Source organism: Streptomyces albidicamelliae (genome assembly GCF_025642175.1).
Taxonomy (GTDB): domain Bacteria; phylum Actinomycetota; class Actinomycetes; order Streptomycetales; family Streptomycetaceae; genus Streptomyces; species Streptomyces albidocamelliae.
Map to the genome: position 1 here is coordinate 4,870,576 of NZ_CP106795.1, position 13,957 is coordinate 4,884,532.

14 protein-coding genes are annotated in these 13,957 nt (G+C 72.9%); 5 read left to right on the forward strand and 9 right to left on the reverse strand.

From position 1 onward, the window contains the following. Positions 1 to 100: 100 nt before the first annotated feature. Positions 101 to 991, forward strand: coding sequence for an NAD(P)-dependent oxidoreductase (locus N8I86_RS22475; protein ID WP_263278558.1), 891 nt, complete (start codon positions 101 to 103; stop codon positions 989 to 991). Positions 992 to 1,098: 107 nt separating this feature from the next. After that, positions 1,099 to 1,374, forward strand: coding sequence for a DUF1876 domain-containing protein (locus N8I86_RS22480; protein ID WP_073888498.1), 276 nt, complete (start codon positions 1,099 to 1,101; stop codon positions 1,372 to 1,374). Between the two features lie 31 nt (positions 1,375 to 1,405). Here the strand turns inward: N8I86_RS22480 and N8I86_RS22485 are convergent, their stop codons facing one another. The 6 genes from N8I86_RS22485 to N8I86_RS22510 all read right to left on the reverse strand — a co-directional run bounded on the left by N8I86_RS22485 (position 1,406) and on the right by N8I86_RS22510 (position 6,417). Further along, positions 1,406 to 2,566 (reverse strand): serine hydrolase domain-containing protein, encoded by a 1,161-nt coding sequence (locus N8I86_RS22485; RefSeq protein ID WP_263278559.1) that lies wholly within the window; start codon positions 2,564 to 2,566, stop codon positions 1,406 to 1,408. 114 nt (positions 2,567 to 2,680) lie between these two features. Then, positions 2,681 to 3,127: an organic hydroperoxide resistance protein gene (locus tag N8I86_RS22490; protein ID WP_073888502.1), complete on the reverse strand. Its 447-nt coding sequence runs from the start codon at positions 3,125 to 3,127 to the stop codon at positions 2,681 to 2,683. 177 nt (positions 3,128 to 3,304) lie between these two features. Continuing rightward, positions 3,305 to 3,778, reverse strand: a complete 474-nt coding sequence (locus N8I86_RS22495) for a MarR family winged helix-turn-helix transcriptional regulator (protein WP_123437020.1) — start codon at positions 3,776 to 3,778, stop codon at positions 3,305 to 3,307. Positions 3,779 to 3,846: 68 nt separating this feature from the next. After that, entirely contained in the window at positions 3,847 to 4,614 is a 768-nt protein-coding gene (locus N8I86_RS22500; RefSeq protein ID WP_123437019.1) for an energy-coupling factor ABC transporter ATP-binding protein, read from the reverse strand. Then, positions 4,602 to 5,363, reverse strand: coding sequence for a cobalt ECF transporter T component CbiQ (gene cbiQ, locus N8I86_RS22505; RefSeq protein ID WP_073888508.1), 762 nt, complete (start codon positions 5,361 to 5,363; stop codon positions 4,602 to 4,604). The genes N8I86_RS22500 and cbiQ overlap by 13 nt, the downstream gene beginning before the upstream one ends. A gap of 1 nt (position 5,364) precedes the next feature. Continuing rightward, the gene (locus N8I86_RS22510) at positions 5,365 to 6,417 is read right to left on the reverse strand and encodes an energy-coupling factor ABC transporter permease (RefSeq protein WP_263278560.1); all 1,053 of its coding nucleotides are present in this window, start codon (positions 6,415 to 6,417) and stop codon (positions 5,365 to 5,367) included. A 181-nt stretch (positions 6,418 to 6,598) separates the two neighbouring features. Between N8I86_RS22510 and N8I86_RS22515 the strand changes: the two genes are divergently transcribed. Next, positions 6,599 to 6,937, forward strand: coding sequence for an SsgA family sporulation/cell division regulator (locus tag N8I86_RS22515; protein WP_263278561.1), 339 nt, complete (start codon positions 6,599 to 6,601; stop codon positions 6,935 to 6,937). Between the two features lie 44 nt (positions 6,938 to 6,981). Here N8I86_RS22515 and N8I86_RS22520 read toward each other — a convergent pair whose 3' ends face one another. After that, on the reverse strand, positions 6,982 to 8,649 hold the full coding sequence (locus N8I86_RS22520) for a penicillin-binding transpeptidase domain-containing protein (protein WP_123437017.1): 1,668 nt from the start codon (positions 8,647 to 8,649) through the stop codon (positions 6,982 to 6,984). A 97-nt stretch (positions 8,650 to 8,746) separates the two neighbouring features. Further along, the gene (locus N8I86_RS22525; RefSeq protein WP_263278562.1) at positions 8,747 to 10,381 is read right to left on the reverse strand and encodes a penicillin-binding transpeptidase domain-containing protein; all 1,635 of its coding nucleotides are present in this window, start codon (positions 10,379 to 10,381) and stop codon (positions 8,747 to 8,749) included. A gap of 228 nt (positions 10,382 to 10,609) precedes the next feature. Here N8I86_RS22525 and N8I86_RS22530 point away from each other — a divergent pair, with 228 nt between their 5' ends. Then, complete coding sequence (locus tag N8I86_RS22530) at positions 10,610 to 10,825, forward strand: hypothetical protein (protein WP_073888516.1); 216 nt, start codon at positions 10,610 to 10,612, stop codon at positions 10,823 to 10,825. A gap of 84 nt (positions 10,826 to 10,909) precedes the next feature. On the opposite strand, the gene N8I86_RS22535 is transcribed toward N8I86_RS22530, so the two are convergent. Further along, positions 10,910 to 12,667, reverse strand: coding sequence for a dolichyl-phosphate-mannose--protein mannosyltransferase (locus N8I86_RS22535; protein ID WP_263278563.1), 1,758 nt, complete (start codon positions 12,665 to 12,667; stop codon positions 10,910 to 10,912). Between the two features lie 137 nt (positions 12,668 to 12,804). Between N8I86_RS22535 and rsmI the strand changes: the two genes are divergently transcribed. Further along, on the forward strand, positions 12,805 to 13,653 hold the full coding sequence (gene rsmI, locus N8I86_RS22540; RefSeq protein ID WP_073888520.1) for a 16S rRNA (cytidine(1402)-2'-O)-methyltransferase: 849 nt from the start codon (positions 12,805 to 12,807) through the stop codon (positions 13,651 to 13,653). Positions 13,654 to 13,957 lie beyond the last annotated feature (304 nt).

Here is a 13,957-nt window from a genome sequence, read left to right on the forward strand (position 1 = left end):
TGGCGCGCCCGTACCGCGATCCCTACCGCGACCGGTGCCGTGATCCGTACGAGGATGACGTCGGAGCACGAGGCAGCAACCGGACGACAGGGAGCCGTCAATGACCGACAAGCCGACCGTCAGTGTCCTGGGCACCGGCATCATGGGGGCCGCGATGGCGCGGAACCTGTGCCGCGCGGGGTTCGCCGTCCGCGTCTGGAACCGCACCCGGGAGAAGGCCGAGCCGCTGGCCGCCGACGGCGCGCGGGTCGCCGGGACGCCCGCCGAGGCCGTCGAGGGCGCGGACGTCGTCCTGACGATGCTCCACGACGGCACCACCGTCCTCGACGTCATGCGCGAGGCCGCGCCGGGCCTGCGCCCCGGGGCGGTGTGGGCGCAGTGCACCACGGCCGGCATCGACCTGGCCGCCGACCTGGCCGCGTTCGCCGCCGGACACGGGCTGGTCCTCTACGACGCCCCGGTGCTCGGCACCCGTCAGCCCGCGGAGGCCGGACAGCTGACGGTGCTGGCCGCCGGGCCCGAGGAGGGCCGGGAGAAGGTGACGCCGGTCTTCGACGCGGTGGGCGCGAAGACCCTGTGGACCGGGGACGACCCGGGCGCCGGCAGCGCCAGCCGGCTCAAGCTGGTCGCCAACAGCTGGGTGCTCGCGGCGACCGCGGCGACGGGCGAGGTCCTGGCGCTCGCGAAGGCCCTCGGCGTGGACCCGCACATGTTCTTCGACCTCATCGAGGGCGGACCGCTGGACATGGGGTACCTGCGTGCCAAGGCCGCGCTGGTGCTGGACGGCCAGCTGTCACCGGCGTCCTTCGCGGTGGCGACCGCGGAGAAGGACGCCCGGCTCATCGTCGAGGCGGGCGAGGGCAACGGCGTACGGCTCGACGTCGCCGCCGCGACCGCCGAGCGGTTCGCGCGCGCCGCCGCCCAGGGCCACGCGGACGAGGACATGGCCGCCGCGTACTTCGCCAGCTTCGACGAGAAGCCGCGCGGCTGAGCACGCCAGGGGGCCGCGACCCCGGTCCGGTCTCCACGAGCCCCAGGAGTGCGTGCCGGGATGCCCGGGCGCACCCTGGAAGCAGGAATTCTCGGAGGTGGTCCGACATGATGCACACCACTGTGGGATGGCACGTCGAGCTGGAGTTCATGGAGGACGATCAGCACACGCGCGCGGCGGCCATGGTGCGTCTGCCCGACGGCACGGAGGTACGGGCGCACGGCCGGGCCAGCCGGCACGACGTCGACTCCAACCAGCCGAGGGTCGGCGAGGAGATCGCCGGCGCCCGCGCCCTGAACGAACTGGCCATGCAGCTGCTGAGCAAGGCGCACGAGGAGATCGACGCGGTCTCCGGCCGGATCTCGCACCCGATCAACGTGTGACGCGGGGCGGGCCCCGCGCCGGTCCCGCGTCCTACGCGAGCGCCGAGCGCAGGGCCCGCAGCAGTGCCTGTGCCCTCGGGTCCGCCGTCACGCTCTGCCTGAAGCCGTTGGTGACGTAGCCGAAGGAGACACCCGTCTCCGGGTCGGCGAGCCCGAGGGCACCACCGCGGCCGGGGTGGCCGAAGGAGGTGGGGGAGAGCAGCGGGGAAGCGCTGCCGTGCAGCATGTGGCCGAGGCCGAAGCGGGTGCCGACGACCAGGACCCGGTCGGCCCCGGCGGACTGCTCGGTGCGGGCCAGTTCCGTCGTCTCCGGGGTGAACAGGCGGGTGCCGCCGTCGACCTCGCCGATCAGCGAGGCGTACAGGCGGGCCAGTCCGTCGGCGGTGGCGATGCCGTTGGAGGCGGGCAGGGCGGCCGCGCGGTAGGAGGGCGCGTTCTCGTCGGGCAGCGGGGTGATCGCCGCGAACGCGCGGCGGGTCAGCGACTCCGGGTCGGCGTAGGCCTCCGTCACCGCGCGCTTGGGCCGGGTCCTGAGGGCGCCCGCGGCCTGCGGTCCCTCGACGGGGCCGACGCGCCCCACGCGCGCGTGCTCCGCTTCCGGCAGGCCGAGCCACAGGTCCGCGCCGACCGGGCGGGCCATCTCGTCCGCGATCCACTCGCCGATCGGGCGGCCGGTGACGCGCCGGACGAGTTCGCCGGTCAGCCAGCTGTAGGTCTGGGCGTGGTAGCCGTGGTCCGTGCCCGGCTCCCACGCCGGGGCCTGCGCGGCGACGGCCGCGGCGCCCAGGTCGGGGTCGGCGGCCTCGGCGGGGGTCAGCGGGCGGTCCAGCACGGGCACGCCGGCCCGGTGCGCGAGCAGGTGCCGGACCCGGGTGTGCTCCTTGCCGGCCGCCTTGTACTCCGGCCAGTACGTGCCGACGGGGGCGTCCAGGTCCAGTTCGCCGCGCTGGTGCAGGAGCAGCAGCGCGGCCGCGGCGACGCCCTTGGTCGCGGAACGCACGATCTGCGCGGTCCCGGCCTCCCAGGGGGTGCCGCCGTCCACGTCCCTGGTGCCGCCCCACAGGTCCACGACCCGGTGTCCGTCGCGGTACACGGCGACGGCCGCGCCCCGCTCCCCGAGCAGCGCGAAGTTCGCTGCGAACGCCTCCCTGACCGGCTCGAAGCCCTCGGCCACAGTGCCGTTCACGTCCACGCCCCGCCGTCCCTTCCGATCGCCTGCGACAGTGGCTGCAACATCGGCCGTGCGCCTGCGATTCCTCGGCGGGAGGGGGGCGGACGTGAGGTGTCTTACAGCCGCCCCGGCCGGTCAGCCGAGCAGGATCGTCACGTCGATGTTGCCGCGGGTCGCGTTCGAGTACGGGCACACCTCGTGCGCCTCGTCCACCAGGCGGGCCGCGAGTTCGGCGTCCAGCACCGGGAGCGAGACGCTGAGCGCGACCGCGAGGCCGTAGCCGCGGGTCCTGTTCGGCCCGATGCCGACCTTGGCGGCCACCGTGGAGCCGGCCAGGTCGTAGCCCGCGCGGTTGCCGACGAGGATCAGGGCGTTGTGGAAGCAGGCGCTGTACCCGGCCGCGAACAGCTGCTCCGGATTGGTGCCGTCGCCGTCGCCGCCCAGCGCCGGCGGCATGGCGACCTTCAGCTGGAGCCGGCCGTCCTGGCTGGTGACATGGCCGTCCCGGCCGCCGTGTGCGGTGGCCTCGGCGACGTACACGATCTTCGTCGGACGGGTGTCGACGGCGGTGCCCTCGGTCATGGCCGGCCTCCCCCAGAACTAGTGGTACACAAGTACATTGCGCACAAGGTACTGGCTGGTAGGTCAGCAGGCACCGGCAGGGTGGCGAACGGCGGGCCGGAGGCCGGGATCAGTACCGGTGGGAGGGGCGCCGGTGACCGGGATCAGTGCCGGTGGCCGGGGCGCCGGTGATCGTGCTCAGTACCGGTCCGCCGCCGCGGCCGCGCGCTCGGTGAGTCGCCACAGCTCCTCGCGCAGCCGCGCGACCTCCTGCGCCGCGAGCCCTGTGGAGGTGAGGAGGGTGCCGGGCACGCGCACCGCACGCTCCCGGAGCTGCTCACCGCGTCCGGTGCACGCGACGCGCACCGAGCGCTCGTCGTCCGCCGCACGTTCCTTGCGCACCAGCCCCGCCGCCTCCAGCCGCTTCAGCAGCGGCGAGACGGTGCCGTAGTCCAGCCGGAGCGCACCCGCCAGCTCCTTCACGCCGGCCTCGCCCCGCTCCCAGAGCACGAGCAGCACGAGGTACTGCGGGTAGGTGAGCCCGAGGTCCTCCAGCAGCGGGCGGTACGCCGCGGTCACCGCGCGCTGCGCCGCGTACAGCGCGAAGCACAGCTGGTCCTCCAGCAGCAGCGACCCGGTGGCCCCCGGGTCGTCCCGGTCCTCTTGACGCATCACGCCCCCATTGTCGGGGTACTGCCGCGCCGAGCGCCGCCCGTACGGTCACAAAGGCGCGGCCGGTGTCACGCGCGCCCCGGCGCGGGCGCCGCCGCGCGCGGGTCGAACCCGAAGGGCAGCTCCAGGCGGTGCGCCCGCATCACCGCGTCGTCGGAGAGCAGCTCGCCGGTCGGGCCGTCGGCCGCGATCACGCCGTCGCTGAGGATCAGCGAGCGCGGGCACAGCTCCAGGGCGTACGGCAGGTCGTGGGTGACCATGAGGACCGTCACGTCCAGGGAGCGCAGGATGTCGGCGAGCTCACGGCGCGAGGCCGGGTCCAGGTTCGACGACGGCTCGTCCAGGACCAGGATCTCCGGTTCCATGGCGAGCACCGTGGCCACCGCGACACGCCGGCGCTGACCGAAGGACAGGTGGTGCGGCGGCCGGTCGGCGAAGTCCTGCATGCCGACCCGCTCCAGCGCGCGCCGCACCCGTTCCTCCAGCTCCGCCCCCTTGAGCCCGGCGGCGGCGGGCCCGAATGCCACGTCCTCCCGCACGGACGGCATGAACAGCTGGTCGTCCGGGTCCTGGAAGACGATGCCGACCTTCTGCCGGATGGCGGCCATGTGCTGCTTGGAGACGGGGAGCCCGGCCACGGTCACCGTGCCGGTGCCGCCGCCCAGGATGCCGTTCAGATGCAGCACCAGGGTGGTCTTGCCGGCGCCGTTGGGGCCGAGCAGCGCGACGCGTTCGCCGCGCGCAATGGTGAAGTCGACGCCGAACAGCGCCTGGTGGCCGTCCGGGTAGGCGAAGGCCAGTCCGGCCACTTCCAGCGTAGGTGTCACAGGACCCATCCCAGCAGACAGACGGCGAGGGCGGCGAAGGGGAGGGCGAGGGCGTGCGACCACTGCGCCCGGGACGCGGTCACCTCGTCGATCACCGGCATCGAGCCGGCGTACCCCCGGCTCACCATGGCCAGGTGCACGCGCTCCCCGCGCTCGTAGGAGCGGATGAACAGCGCGCCGGCCGACTTGGCGAGGACGCCCCAGTGCCGCACGCCCCTCGCCTCGAAGCCGCGCGACTCGCGGGCGATCCGCATCCGGCGCATCTCGTCGGTGATGACGTCGCCGTAGCGGATCATGAAGGACGCGATCTGCACGAGCAGCGGCGGCAGCTTCAGCCGCTGCAGGCCGAGCAGCAGTTCCCGCAGTTCGGTGGTGGCGGCGAGCAGCACGGACGCGGCGACGCCGAGGGTGCCCTTGGCGAGCACGTTCCAGGCGCCCCACAGTCCGCTCACGCTCAGCGACATGCCGAGGACGTGCACCCGTTCGCCCTCGGCGACGAACGGCATGAGGACCGCGAACGCCACGAACGGCACCTCGATCAGCAGCCGCTTCAGCAGGAAACCGCCGGGCACGCGGGCCCGGTGTGCGACGCAGCCGAGCAGGACCGCGTACACGGCGAACGCCCACATCGCCTCCCGCGGGGTCGACACCACGACGACCACGAAGAGGAAGGCGGCCGCCAGTTTGGTGTGCGGCGGCAGGGCGTGCACGGGCGAGTGCCCGTGCCGGTAGAGCCGGTGCGCGTGTCCCGCCCCCATGTCAGGCGCCCGTGCCCGCCGTGGAGGCGGGCGAGACGTCCGCGTCGCGGCGCCGGCGCACCGCCCAGAAGACCGCGCTGCCCGCGACGACGGTGACGCCGACGCCGATCACCCCGGCGAGACCGCCGGACAGCCGGGCGTCGGAGACGTCCTTGACGCCGTAGTCGGCGAGCGGGGAGTCGGACGCGGCGTGCGCCTCGGCCTTCTTGTCGATGCCCTTGTCGTGCGCGACCTTCTCCAGCCCGTCCGGGTCGGCGGAGGCGTAGAAGCTGACGAAGCCGGCGAGCACGAGGGAGGTGACGAGACCGGTCACCCACAGTGTGCGCCGGGAGGTGCGGGCCGCCACGGGCGCCGTCGGCGCGGGCGCGTCCACCAGCGTGCCGTTCACCCGGAGCTGGAGCCGCTGCCGCAGACCGCGCGCGCCGTGCACCAGGTCGGGCCGTACGGCGACGACGGCACCGACCGTGAGGGCGGTGATGACCGCCTCGCCGATACCGATCAGCACGTGCACACCGATCATCGCCGTCGCGACCTTGCCGATGGAGATGTCGGTGGTGCCGCCGATCGCGTAGATCAGCGTGAAGGCCACGGCGGCGGCCGGCACGGACACCAGCGCGGCGACGAACGAGGCGGCCGTCACCGAGCGCCGCCCGCTCGGCAGCACGGCGAGCAGTCCGCGGAAGAGAGCGTAGGAGACGACGGTCGTGACGAGCGCCATGTCGGTGATGTTCACGCCGAGCGCGGTCAGCCCGCCGTCGGCGAACAGCACACCCTGCATGAGCAGCACGACCGACACGCACAGCACGCCCGTGCAGGGGCCGACGAGTATCGCGGCCAGGGCGCCACCGAGGAGGTGGCCGCTTGTTCCGGCCGCGACGGGGAAGTTGAGCATCTGTACGGCGAAGATGAACGCCGCCACCAGACCGGCCAGCGGTGCGGTTCGCTCGTCGAGTTCGCGGCGGGCGCCGCGCAGGCTCACGGCGAGGGCGCCGGCGGCGACCACTCCGGTGACCGCGGAGGTGGGGGCGTCGATGAATCCGTCAGGTACGTGCACCGTTTGATTTTAAAGGGTTGTTGCGAAGGGTTTGCAAGTACCAGTCGGTCGTCCGCCGACCGCGGCCGCCGGCCCGCGGGATCCCGGCCTCCGGGAAGCGTGAACGGGAAAATGTGCGACATTGGAGGAGAAGCGGATGCACAGCTTTCACCTAGGTCACTCAGCGTGAGAGGGCGGTCCGATGTCTGTGGTCGAACAGTACGCGCGCGCCCATATCGTCACGGACGAGGAGGACCCTGGGGCCGTACCCGTGGTGCTGCGGTACGACCCCGACAGTGATCCGCGCTCGGTGCGGGTCGGACTGCCGGGCCCCCACGAGTGGACGTTCTCCCGTGCGCTGCTGGAACGCGGACTGCGGGTCCCCGCCGAGAGCGGTGACGTGCGCGTGTGGCCGTGCGGACGGGTCCAGGCGATCGTGGAACTGCAGACGGACAACGGTGTCGCCGTGGTGCAGTTCGAGTCCAAGGCGCTGGTGAGGTTCCTGCGCCGGACCTACACGGTGGAGCCGGTGCGGACCTGACCGCCCGCGCACGGTGCGGACCTGACCGCCCGCGAGGGATGCCCTCAGCCGCCCGACTTCAGCAGGGTCGCCACGATCGGGCCCGCCGTGTCGCCGCCGTGGCCGCCCGCCTGCACCACACCCGCCGCGGCCAGGTCGCCGCGGTAGGCGGTGAACCAGCCGTTCGGCTTCTTCTGCCCGTCGACCTCCGCCGAGCCGGTCTTCGCGCCGTAGTCCGGGCCGAGCCCGGACATGGCCTCGGCGGCGGTGCCGTAGGCGGCCGTGTACTGCATCAGCTCCCGCAGCTGGGACAGCGTCTTGGCGGACAGTTTCCGGGACGCCGTGGCGAGCTTGCGGTGATCGACGGAGGGCGACACCAGGTACGGCTGGTGGAAGCCGCCCGACTTCACCGTCGCCGCCACCGAGGCCATGTTCAGCGGGTTCATGCGCACCCCGCCCTGCCCGATCAGCGAGGCCGCCATCTGCGCCTGCGACTGCACCGGCACCGCGCCGTCGAAGGTGGGCACGCCGATCGCCCAGTTGTTCATGGACAGACCGAAGACCTGCTGCGCCTGCTTGGTCAGGTCGTCGTCCTTCAGCTTCTTCGCCTGGCTGATGAAGGCGGTGTTGCAGGAGCGCGCGAAGCTCGCCTTGAACGTGCCGTCCTTGATCTGGAAGTCGTCGTCGTTGTGGAACTTCCAGCCGCCGTAGGTGACCGTCTTCGGACAGGGGTGCTCCTTGTCCGCCGAGGCCAGGCCCTTGTCGATCAGCAGCGACGAGGTGATGACCTTCATCGTGGAGCCGGGCGCCAGCGAGCCCTGGAAGGCGGTGTTGAAGCCGTGCCCGCTGTTGGCGACCGCGAGGATCTCGCCGGTCGAGGGCCGCAGGGCGACCACGGAGGCGCGCGTGCGCTTGGCGACCTGGCGTTCGGCCGCGGCCTGGAGGGACGGGCTCAGCGTCGTCCGCACCGTGCCCGGCGTGCCCTTGCTCAGCTCGACGAGCGTCTTGTCGGACAGCTTGTCCGCCCTGGCCGCCTTGCCGCGCACCACGCGCAGCTCGACGCCCGCCCTGCCGCCCGCCGTCTTGCCGTACTTCTCGCGCAGGCCGTCCAGCACCACGCCCAGGGACGGGTACTCCGTGTCCGTCAGCTTCCCGCCGTCGCGGTCCAGCGCCGTCACCGGCGGGGTCCCGGACTCGCCGGTGACCAGCCTGTCGCCGTCCTTCAGGTCGGGGTGGACGACCGAGGAGTGCCACTGGACCATCGGCCTGCCGTCGCTCTTGCGGCGCACGACGGTGAGCGCGCTGTCGTAGGCGAGCGGCTTGCTGAGCTTCCGGTACGACACGGTCGCCTTCACGGAGAACGGCACCTCGGCCCCCCTGGCCCGGCCGGCGGTGAGCGTGAGGTCCGTCAGGTGGGCGTCCTTCGTGAGGCCGGTGAGGAGGGGGCCGGCGGCGGACGGGTCGTCGGTGGCGGCCGCCGCGTCGGTGACGCTGCCCTTCTGCCAGGCGGTGAGGAAGTGCGTGGAGGCGGTGCGGACCTCGGCCGTCGTCAGCGGGCCCGTCCTGACGGTCTTGTGGCCGCCCTGCGCGGACGTGCCCTCGTCGGCCGCGGCGCCGCCGCCGTAGAGGGCGTAGGCGCCGATGCCGGCGCCGCCGACGACCACGGCGATCATCCCGCCGAGTACGGCGGGCGGGGTCTTCCGTCGCTCGGCGACGCGCCTTCTCTTGCCCACAGCCTCAGTTCCTCCGCGCCTTCCTCAGGGTCCCCGCGGCCCTCACAATTCCCCAACGACGTCCCTCACCCTAAGGTCCCGACCTCGGCGGGTGACGTCAGCCGGCGTTCCGTAGCACGCTTGCGACAATAGGACCGGCCGCGTCGATGCCGTGTCCGCCGTCCTGCACCAGCGCGGCGGCGGCGACGTCACCCCGGTAACCGGCGAACCAGCTGTCGGACTTCGCCAGCCCGGCGGCCTCCGCGGAGCCGGTCTTGGCGCCGATGTCCCCGCTCATCCCGGCCATCACGGCCGCGGCGGTGCCGCTGCGCGCGGTGCGGTTCATCATGCCGCGCAGCTGTGCCACGGTGCCCGACGGCAGCCCGCGCGCGTGGGCCGGCTCCCGGTGGTCCAGCTCCAGCGGTACGAGCACCGGCTGCCGGAAGGCGCCGGTCATCGCGGTCGCCGTCACCGAGGCCATGTTCAGCGGGCTCATCTGGACCTGGCCCTGGCCGATGAGGCCGGCCGCCTTGTCGGAGCCGCCGGCGGCGGGCACCCGGCCGTCGAAGGACGGCACGCCGATCCGCCAGTCGTTCCTCCCGAGCCCGAACCGCTCCTCGGCCTCCTTGGTGAGGGTGTCGGGCCGGACCTCGTCGGCGAACTTCACGAACGCGGTGTTGCAGGAGCGGGCGAAGCTGTCGGAGAGGGTGGCGTGCTCGTCCGGCCGGAGGTCCTTGAGGTTGTGGAAGGTCTGGCTCAGGGAGACGGCGGTGGCGGGGCAGGGTGCCGGGCCGTTCGCGGTGGCCAGACCGTTGTCGATGAGGGCCGCCGCGCTGACGATCTTCATGGTGGAGCCGGGCGCGCGTTCGCCGAGCAGGGCCGCGTCGAAACCGTCGGAGCGGTGGTTGGCGACGGCCAGGATCTCGCCGGTACTCGGCTGGACGGCCACGACGGAGGCGTCGGTGTACTTCCGTACGGCCGTCTCGGCGGCGGCCTGGGCGCTCGCGCCGAGGGTCGTGGTGAGCCTGCCCGCCCTGCCCTTCACGAGGGTCAGCAGGGGCGTGTCGGCGGCCTGGCCGCCGTCCGCGCCGGCCTCGTGGCGCACGGCCAGCTCCACACCGGCCCGGCCGCCGGCCTTGTCGCCGTACCGCTTGCGCAGCTCGTCCAGGACCGGGCCGAGGGAGGGGTACTTCTCCTCGGTCAGTACGGTGCCCTCGCGGCCCACGGCCTCGATCGGCGGGGCCGCCGCCGCACCGGTGACGAGGGTGTCCCCCTCGCGCAGCCGCGGATGGACGACCGAGGGCCGCCAGTCGACCAGCGGGCGGTGCGAGTTGGCGCCGCGTACGACGGTCAGGCTCGTGCGGTAGTGCAGCGGCTCGCTCCTGCCGCGGTACGACACCGTCGCCCTGACCGAGAACGGCACGGTCCTGCCGTCGGCCGTGCCGGGCGTGATGCGCACCTTCGTGATGTGCGCGTCGTCGCCGTAGGCGGTCAGCAACCGCCGTGCCGCCTCCGGGTAGTTGGTGTAGGACGCCGCCGTCGCCGCGTCGCCCTTCTCCCAGGCGGCGAAGAACTTGCCGGTCGCGTCCTTCACTTCGCCACCGTCGGGCGGCCCGGACTTCACGGACGCGGCGACACCGGTCCCCCCGTCGTCGCTCAGCGCGTGCAGGAAGTTGTAGGCCCCGTACCCGGCGCCCCCCAGCATCACCGCACAGACGCCGCCTATGACCGCACCCTTGACCCCGCCGCGCATCCGCGCACCCCTCCCCGTTTCCCCGTCACCCTGCGACACGTTTCCTGAACGCGTTCAAAAACAGGCTGCGTGAGCACTGTAAGCGGTAAGCGGCGCCCGCGCGCCCCGAGTTGCCGGACCCGCCCCGGCAGGTTTCACTCGAATGGAGTAACCAAACGCGCCACCCACATGGGTGAAGATCAAGCTGAGAGGTGCCCCAACCGAGGCAATCCGCGAAAGGGAATCCCCATGCGCATGCGACGAACTCTCGCCGCCGTCTTCGCCACGGCAGCCCTCGCCGGGCTCGGCCTCACAGGTGCCGCCACCGCCACGGCCGCCACCCACCACACCCCCGCCAACGCCCACACCGAAAGCCTCACCCCGGGTGAGTGCGTGGACGGCGGCGGAAAGGTGGTCGGGATGAAGTGCGTCGGTGGTACGGGCGACGGGCAGATGGTCGACTGAACACCCGCCGGGCGCCCCGCAGGCCATGCGCCGCGGGGCGCTCCCGCGTGGCCGGACGGCCGCGCCCTCGTGACGTCCGCCCGGCTAGACCCAGGTGTCCAGCCACATCCGCGACCGCCAGCTGTCGATCGGGATGGCCTGGCCCGTGTACAGCGGCCAGAAATAGATGAAGTTCCAGGCGATCAGCAGGACCAGGACGCCCGCCGCGGAGGCGCCGATCACGCGGCGGGTGTCCGTGGAGCCGGGTGGGCCGACGATCGCGCCGATCATCATCGCCACCGCCAGGCACAGGAACGGCAGGAACACGACCGCGTAGAACAGGAAGATCGTGCGCTCCTGGTACATGAACCAGGGGAGGTAGCCCGCCGCCACGCCGCAGGCGATCGCGCCGGCCCGCCAGTCGCGGCGGAACGCCCACCGCCACAGCACGTACAGGAGCGCGAAGCAGGCCACCCACCACAGCGCCGGCGTGCCGATCGCCAGCACCTCCCGGGCGCACTTCTGGCCCGCGTCCGCCGGGCACCCGTCGGCGCCGGGGGAGGGGGACTCGTAGAAGTACGACACCGGGCGGCCCAGCACGATCCAGCTCCAGGGATTGGACTGGTACGTGTGCGGTGACGACAGGTGGACGTGGAAGTTGTAGACCTCGTGCTCGTAGTGCCACAGGCTGCGCAGCCAGTCCGGCAGGAAGGTCCAGCCGCCCCCCTTGCCGTCGGTGGCCGCCCAGTTGCGGTAGTACCCGCCGCGGCCGTCGGCCGGAGAAAGGATCCAGCCGGTCCAGGAGGCCAGGTAGACGACGAGCGCCACCGGCACCGTCGCCAGGAAGGTGATGCCGGTGTCGTACTTCAGGGCGGCGGCGTACGGGTGGCGGGCGCCGGCCACCTTGCGGGCGCCGACGTCCCACAGCACCGTCATCACGCAGAACGCGGCCAGCACGTACAGCCCGTTCCACTTCGTGCCGATCGCCAGGCCGAGCATCACCCCGGCACCCCAGCGCCAGGGGCGCAGCCCGAAGCGGAAGGTGTCGGCGATCCGCGCGTCGGGACGGGCCCGGCCGTCCGGGCCGACGGGCAGGGCGGCGGCCAGTCTCTCCCGCGCCCGGTCCCGGTCGACGATCAGGCAGCCGAACGCGGCGACCACGAAGAACATCAGCACGCCGTCGAGCAGCGAGGTCCGGCTCATCACGAAGTGCAGGCCGTCCACCGCCATCAGCGCGCCCGCCAGGCAGCCGAGGAACGTCGAGCGGAACATCCGGCGCCCGATCCGGCAGAGCAGCAGCACGCTCAGCGTGCCGAGCACCGCCGTCATGAACCGCCAGCCGAACGGGTCGAACCCGAACATCAGCTCGCCCAGTCCGATGACGTACTTGCCCACCGGCGGGTGCACGACGTACGCCGGATCCGTCGGGACCGCCAGATGGCCGTGCGAGGACAGGACCAGGTCGTTGGCGCTCTTGCCGTACTTGTCCCAGTTCACCTCGAAACCGTGGTGGACGAGCGCCCAGGCGTCCTTGGCGTAGTACGTCTCGTCGAATATCACCGCGCGCGGGCTGCCCAGGTTCCAGAACCGCATCAGGCCCGCCATGAGCGTCACCAGCAGCGGACCGCCCCAGCCCGACCAGCGCACCAGACGCTCGGCGAGGACCGGTGACATGCCGAGCGCCTGCCACAGCCGGGTGCTCGGCTCGGCGTACGGGGGCACCAGCCGGTCGCGTACGTCGCCCTCCGGCGCGTCCTTCGCCGGTGCGTACCCGAATCGGCGCAGCCGCTGCTGCCAGGACGGCCGCCGGTCGTGCGGCGTCTGGCCCTGCCGGAGGTCCATGGAGGACGCGGTACTGGTCACCGCGCCATCGTAGGGAACCGTTCTGTGCGAGTCCCGTGCATGTGCGGTACCGGTCGGTACGCGATGCGTTTCCTGTGGCTGCGGAGGCGGTCCCGACCGCCGCCCGTGTGTCCCCGCGCGCCTGGGAGGATGGGGGCGTGACTGGAACCCTTGTCCTCGCAGGTACCCCCATCGGCGACATCGCGGACGCGCCGCCCCGGCTGGCCGAGGAGCTGGCCGGCGCCGACGTGGTCGCCGCCGAGGACACCCGGCGGCTGCGCCGGCTCACCCAGGCGCTGGGGGTGACGCCCAGGGGCCGCGTGGTGTCGTACTTCGAGGGCAACGAGACCGCCCGTACGCCGGAACTGGTCGAGGAGCTGCTCGGCGGCGCGCGCGTGCTGCTGGTGACCGACGCCGGGATGCCGTCCGTCTCCGACCCGGGGTACCGGCTGGTCGCGGCGGCCGTGGAGAAGGACGTCCGGGTCACCGCCGTGCCCGGACCGTCCGCCGTGCTCACCGCGCTCGCCCTGTCCGGGCTGCCCGTCGACCGGTTCTGCTTCGAGGGCTTCCTGCCGCGCAAGGCGGGCGAGCGGCTGTCCCGGCTGCGGGACGTCGCCGAGGAGCGGCGCACCCTCGTCTACTTCGAGGCCCCGCACCGGCTCGACGACACCCTCGCCGCCATGGCCGAGGTCTTCGGCGCCGAGCGGCGCGCCGCCGTGTGCCGCGAACTGACCAAGACGTACGAGGAGGTACGGCGCGGCCCGCTGGCCGAGCTGGCGCGGTGGGCCGCGGAGGGCGTGCGGGGCGAGATCACCGTCGTGGTCGAGGGTGCTCCGGAGACCGGGCCCGGGGAACTCGACGCCGCCGAACTGGTCCGCCGGGTGCGGGTGCGCGAGGAGGCCGGCGAGCGCCGCAAGGAGGCCATCGCGGCGGTGGCCGTGGAGGCGGGGCTGCCCAAGCGGGTGGTGTTCGACGCCGTGGTCGCGGCCAAGACCGCCGGCGCCTGAGGGGGTGCGCCGGCGGGCCCGCGGCCCCGCGGGCCGAGCGCGCCGCCCATCGCGCCCTCTATCCGCCCGTGCGCCCCTGGCCTGCGGAAACGCTCCCTCTGAGCAGGTCTGTCCTCGGGTGAGCGAACGCCCCATGGGCGGGCAAAAGACTGGCGCCGAAAGCAAAGCCCGAGGGGCATGAAGAGGGTGGTTTCTGCAAGGAACGACCAAATCGCCTCCAACACTCGACAGGCCTGCTGCATTCACGCCGGCGGAGGCGTCCACTGGTCGAAGGGACGCACCCGTCCCTCGCCCCAGGGGTTCC

Coding starts and splice junctions, on each gene's coding strand:
- N8I86_RS22475 (WP_263278558.1), top strand. CDS start 101: ATGACCGACAAGCCGACCGTCAGTGTCCTGGGCACCGGCATCATGGGG.
- N8I86_RS22480 (WP_073888498.1), top strand. CDS start 1,099: ATGATGCACACCACTGTGGGATGGCACGTCGAGCTGGAGTTCATGGAG.
- N8I86_RS22490 (WP_073888502.1), bottom strand. CDS start 3,127: ATGACCGAGGGCACCGCCGTCGACACCCGTCCGACGAAGATCGTGTAC.
- N8I86_RS22495 (WP_123437020.1), bottom strand. CDS start 3,778: ATGCGTCAAGAGGACCGGGACGACCCGGGGGCCACCGGGTCGCTGCTG.
- N8I86_RS22500 (WP_123437019.1), bottom strand. CDS start 4,614: ATGGGTCCTGTGACACCTACGCTGGAAGTGGCCGGACTGGCCTTCGCC.
- cbiQ (WP_073888508.1), bottom strand. CDS start 5,363: ATGGGGGCGGGACACGCGCACCGGCTCTACCGGCACGGGCACTCGCCC.
- N8I86_RS22515 (WP_263278561.1), top strand. CDS start 6,599: ATGTCTGTGGTCGAACAGTACGCGCGCGCCCATATCGTCACGGACGAG.
- N8I86_RS22525 (WP_263278562.1), bottom strand. CDS start 10,381: ATGCGCGGCGGGGTCAAGGGTGCGGTCATAGGCGGCGTCTGTGCGGTG.
- N8I86_RS22530 (WP_073888516.1), top strand. CDS start 10,610: ATGCGCATGCGACGAACTCTCGCCGCCGTCTTCGCCACGGCAGCCCTC.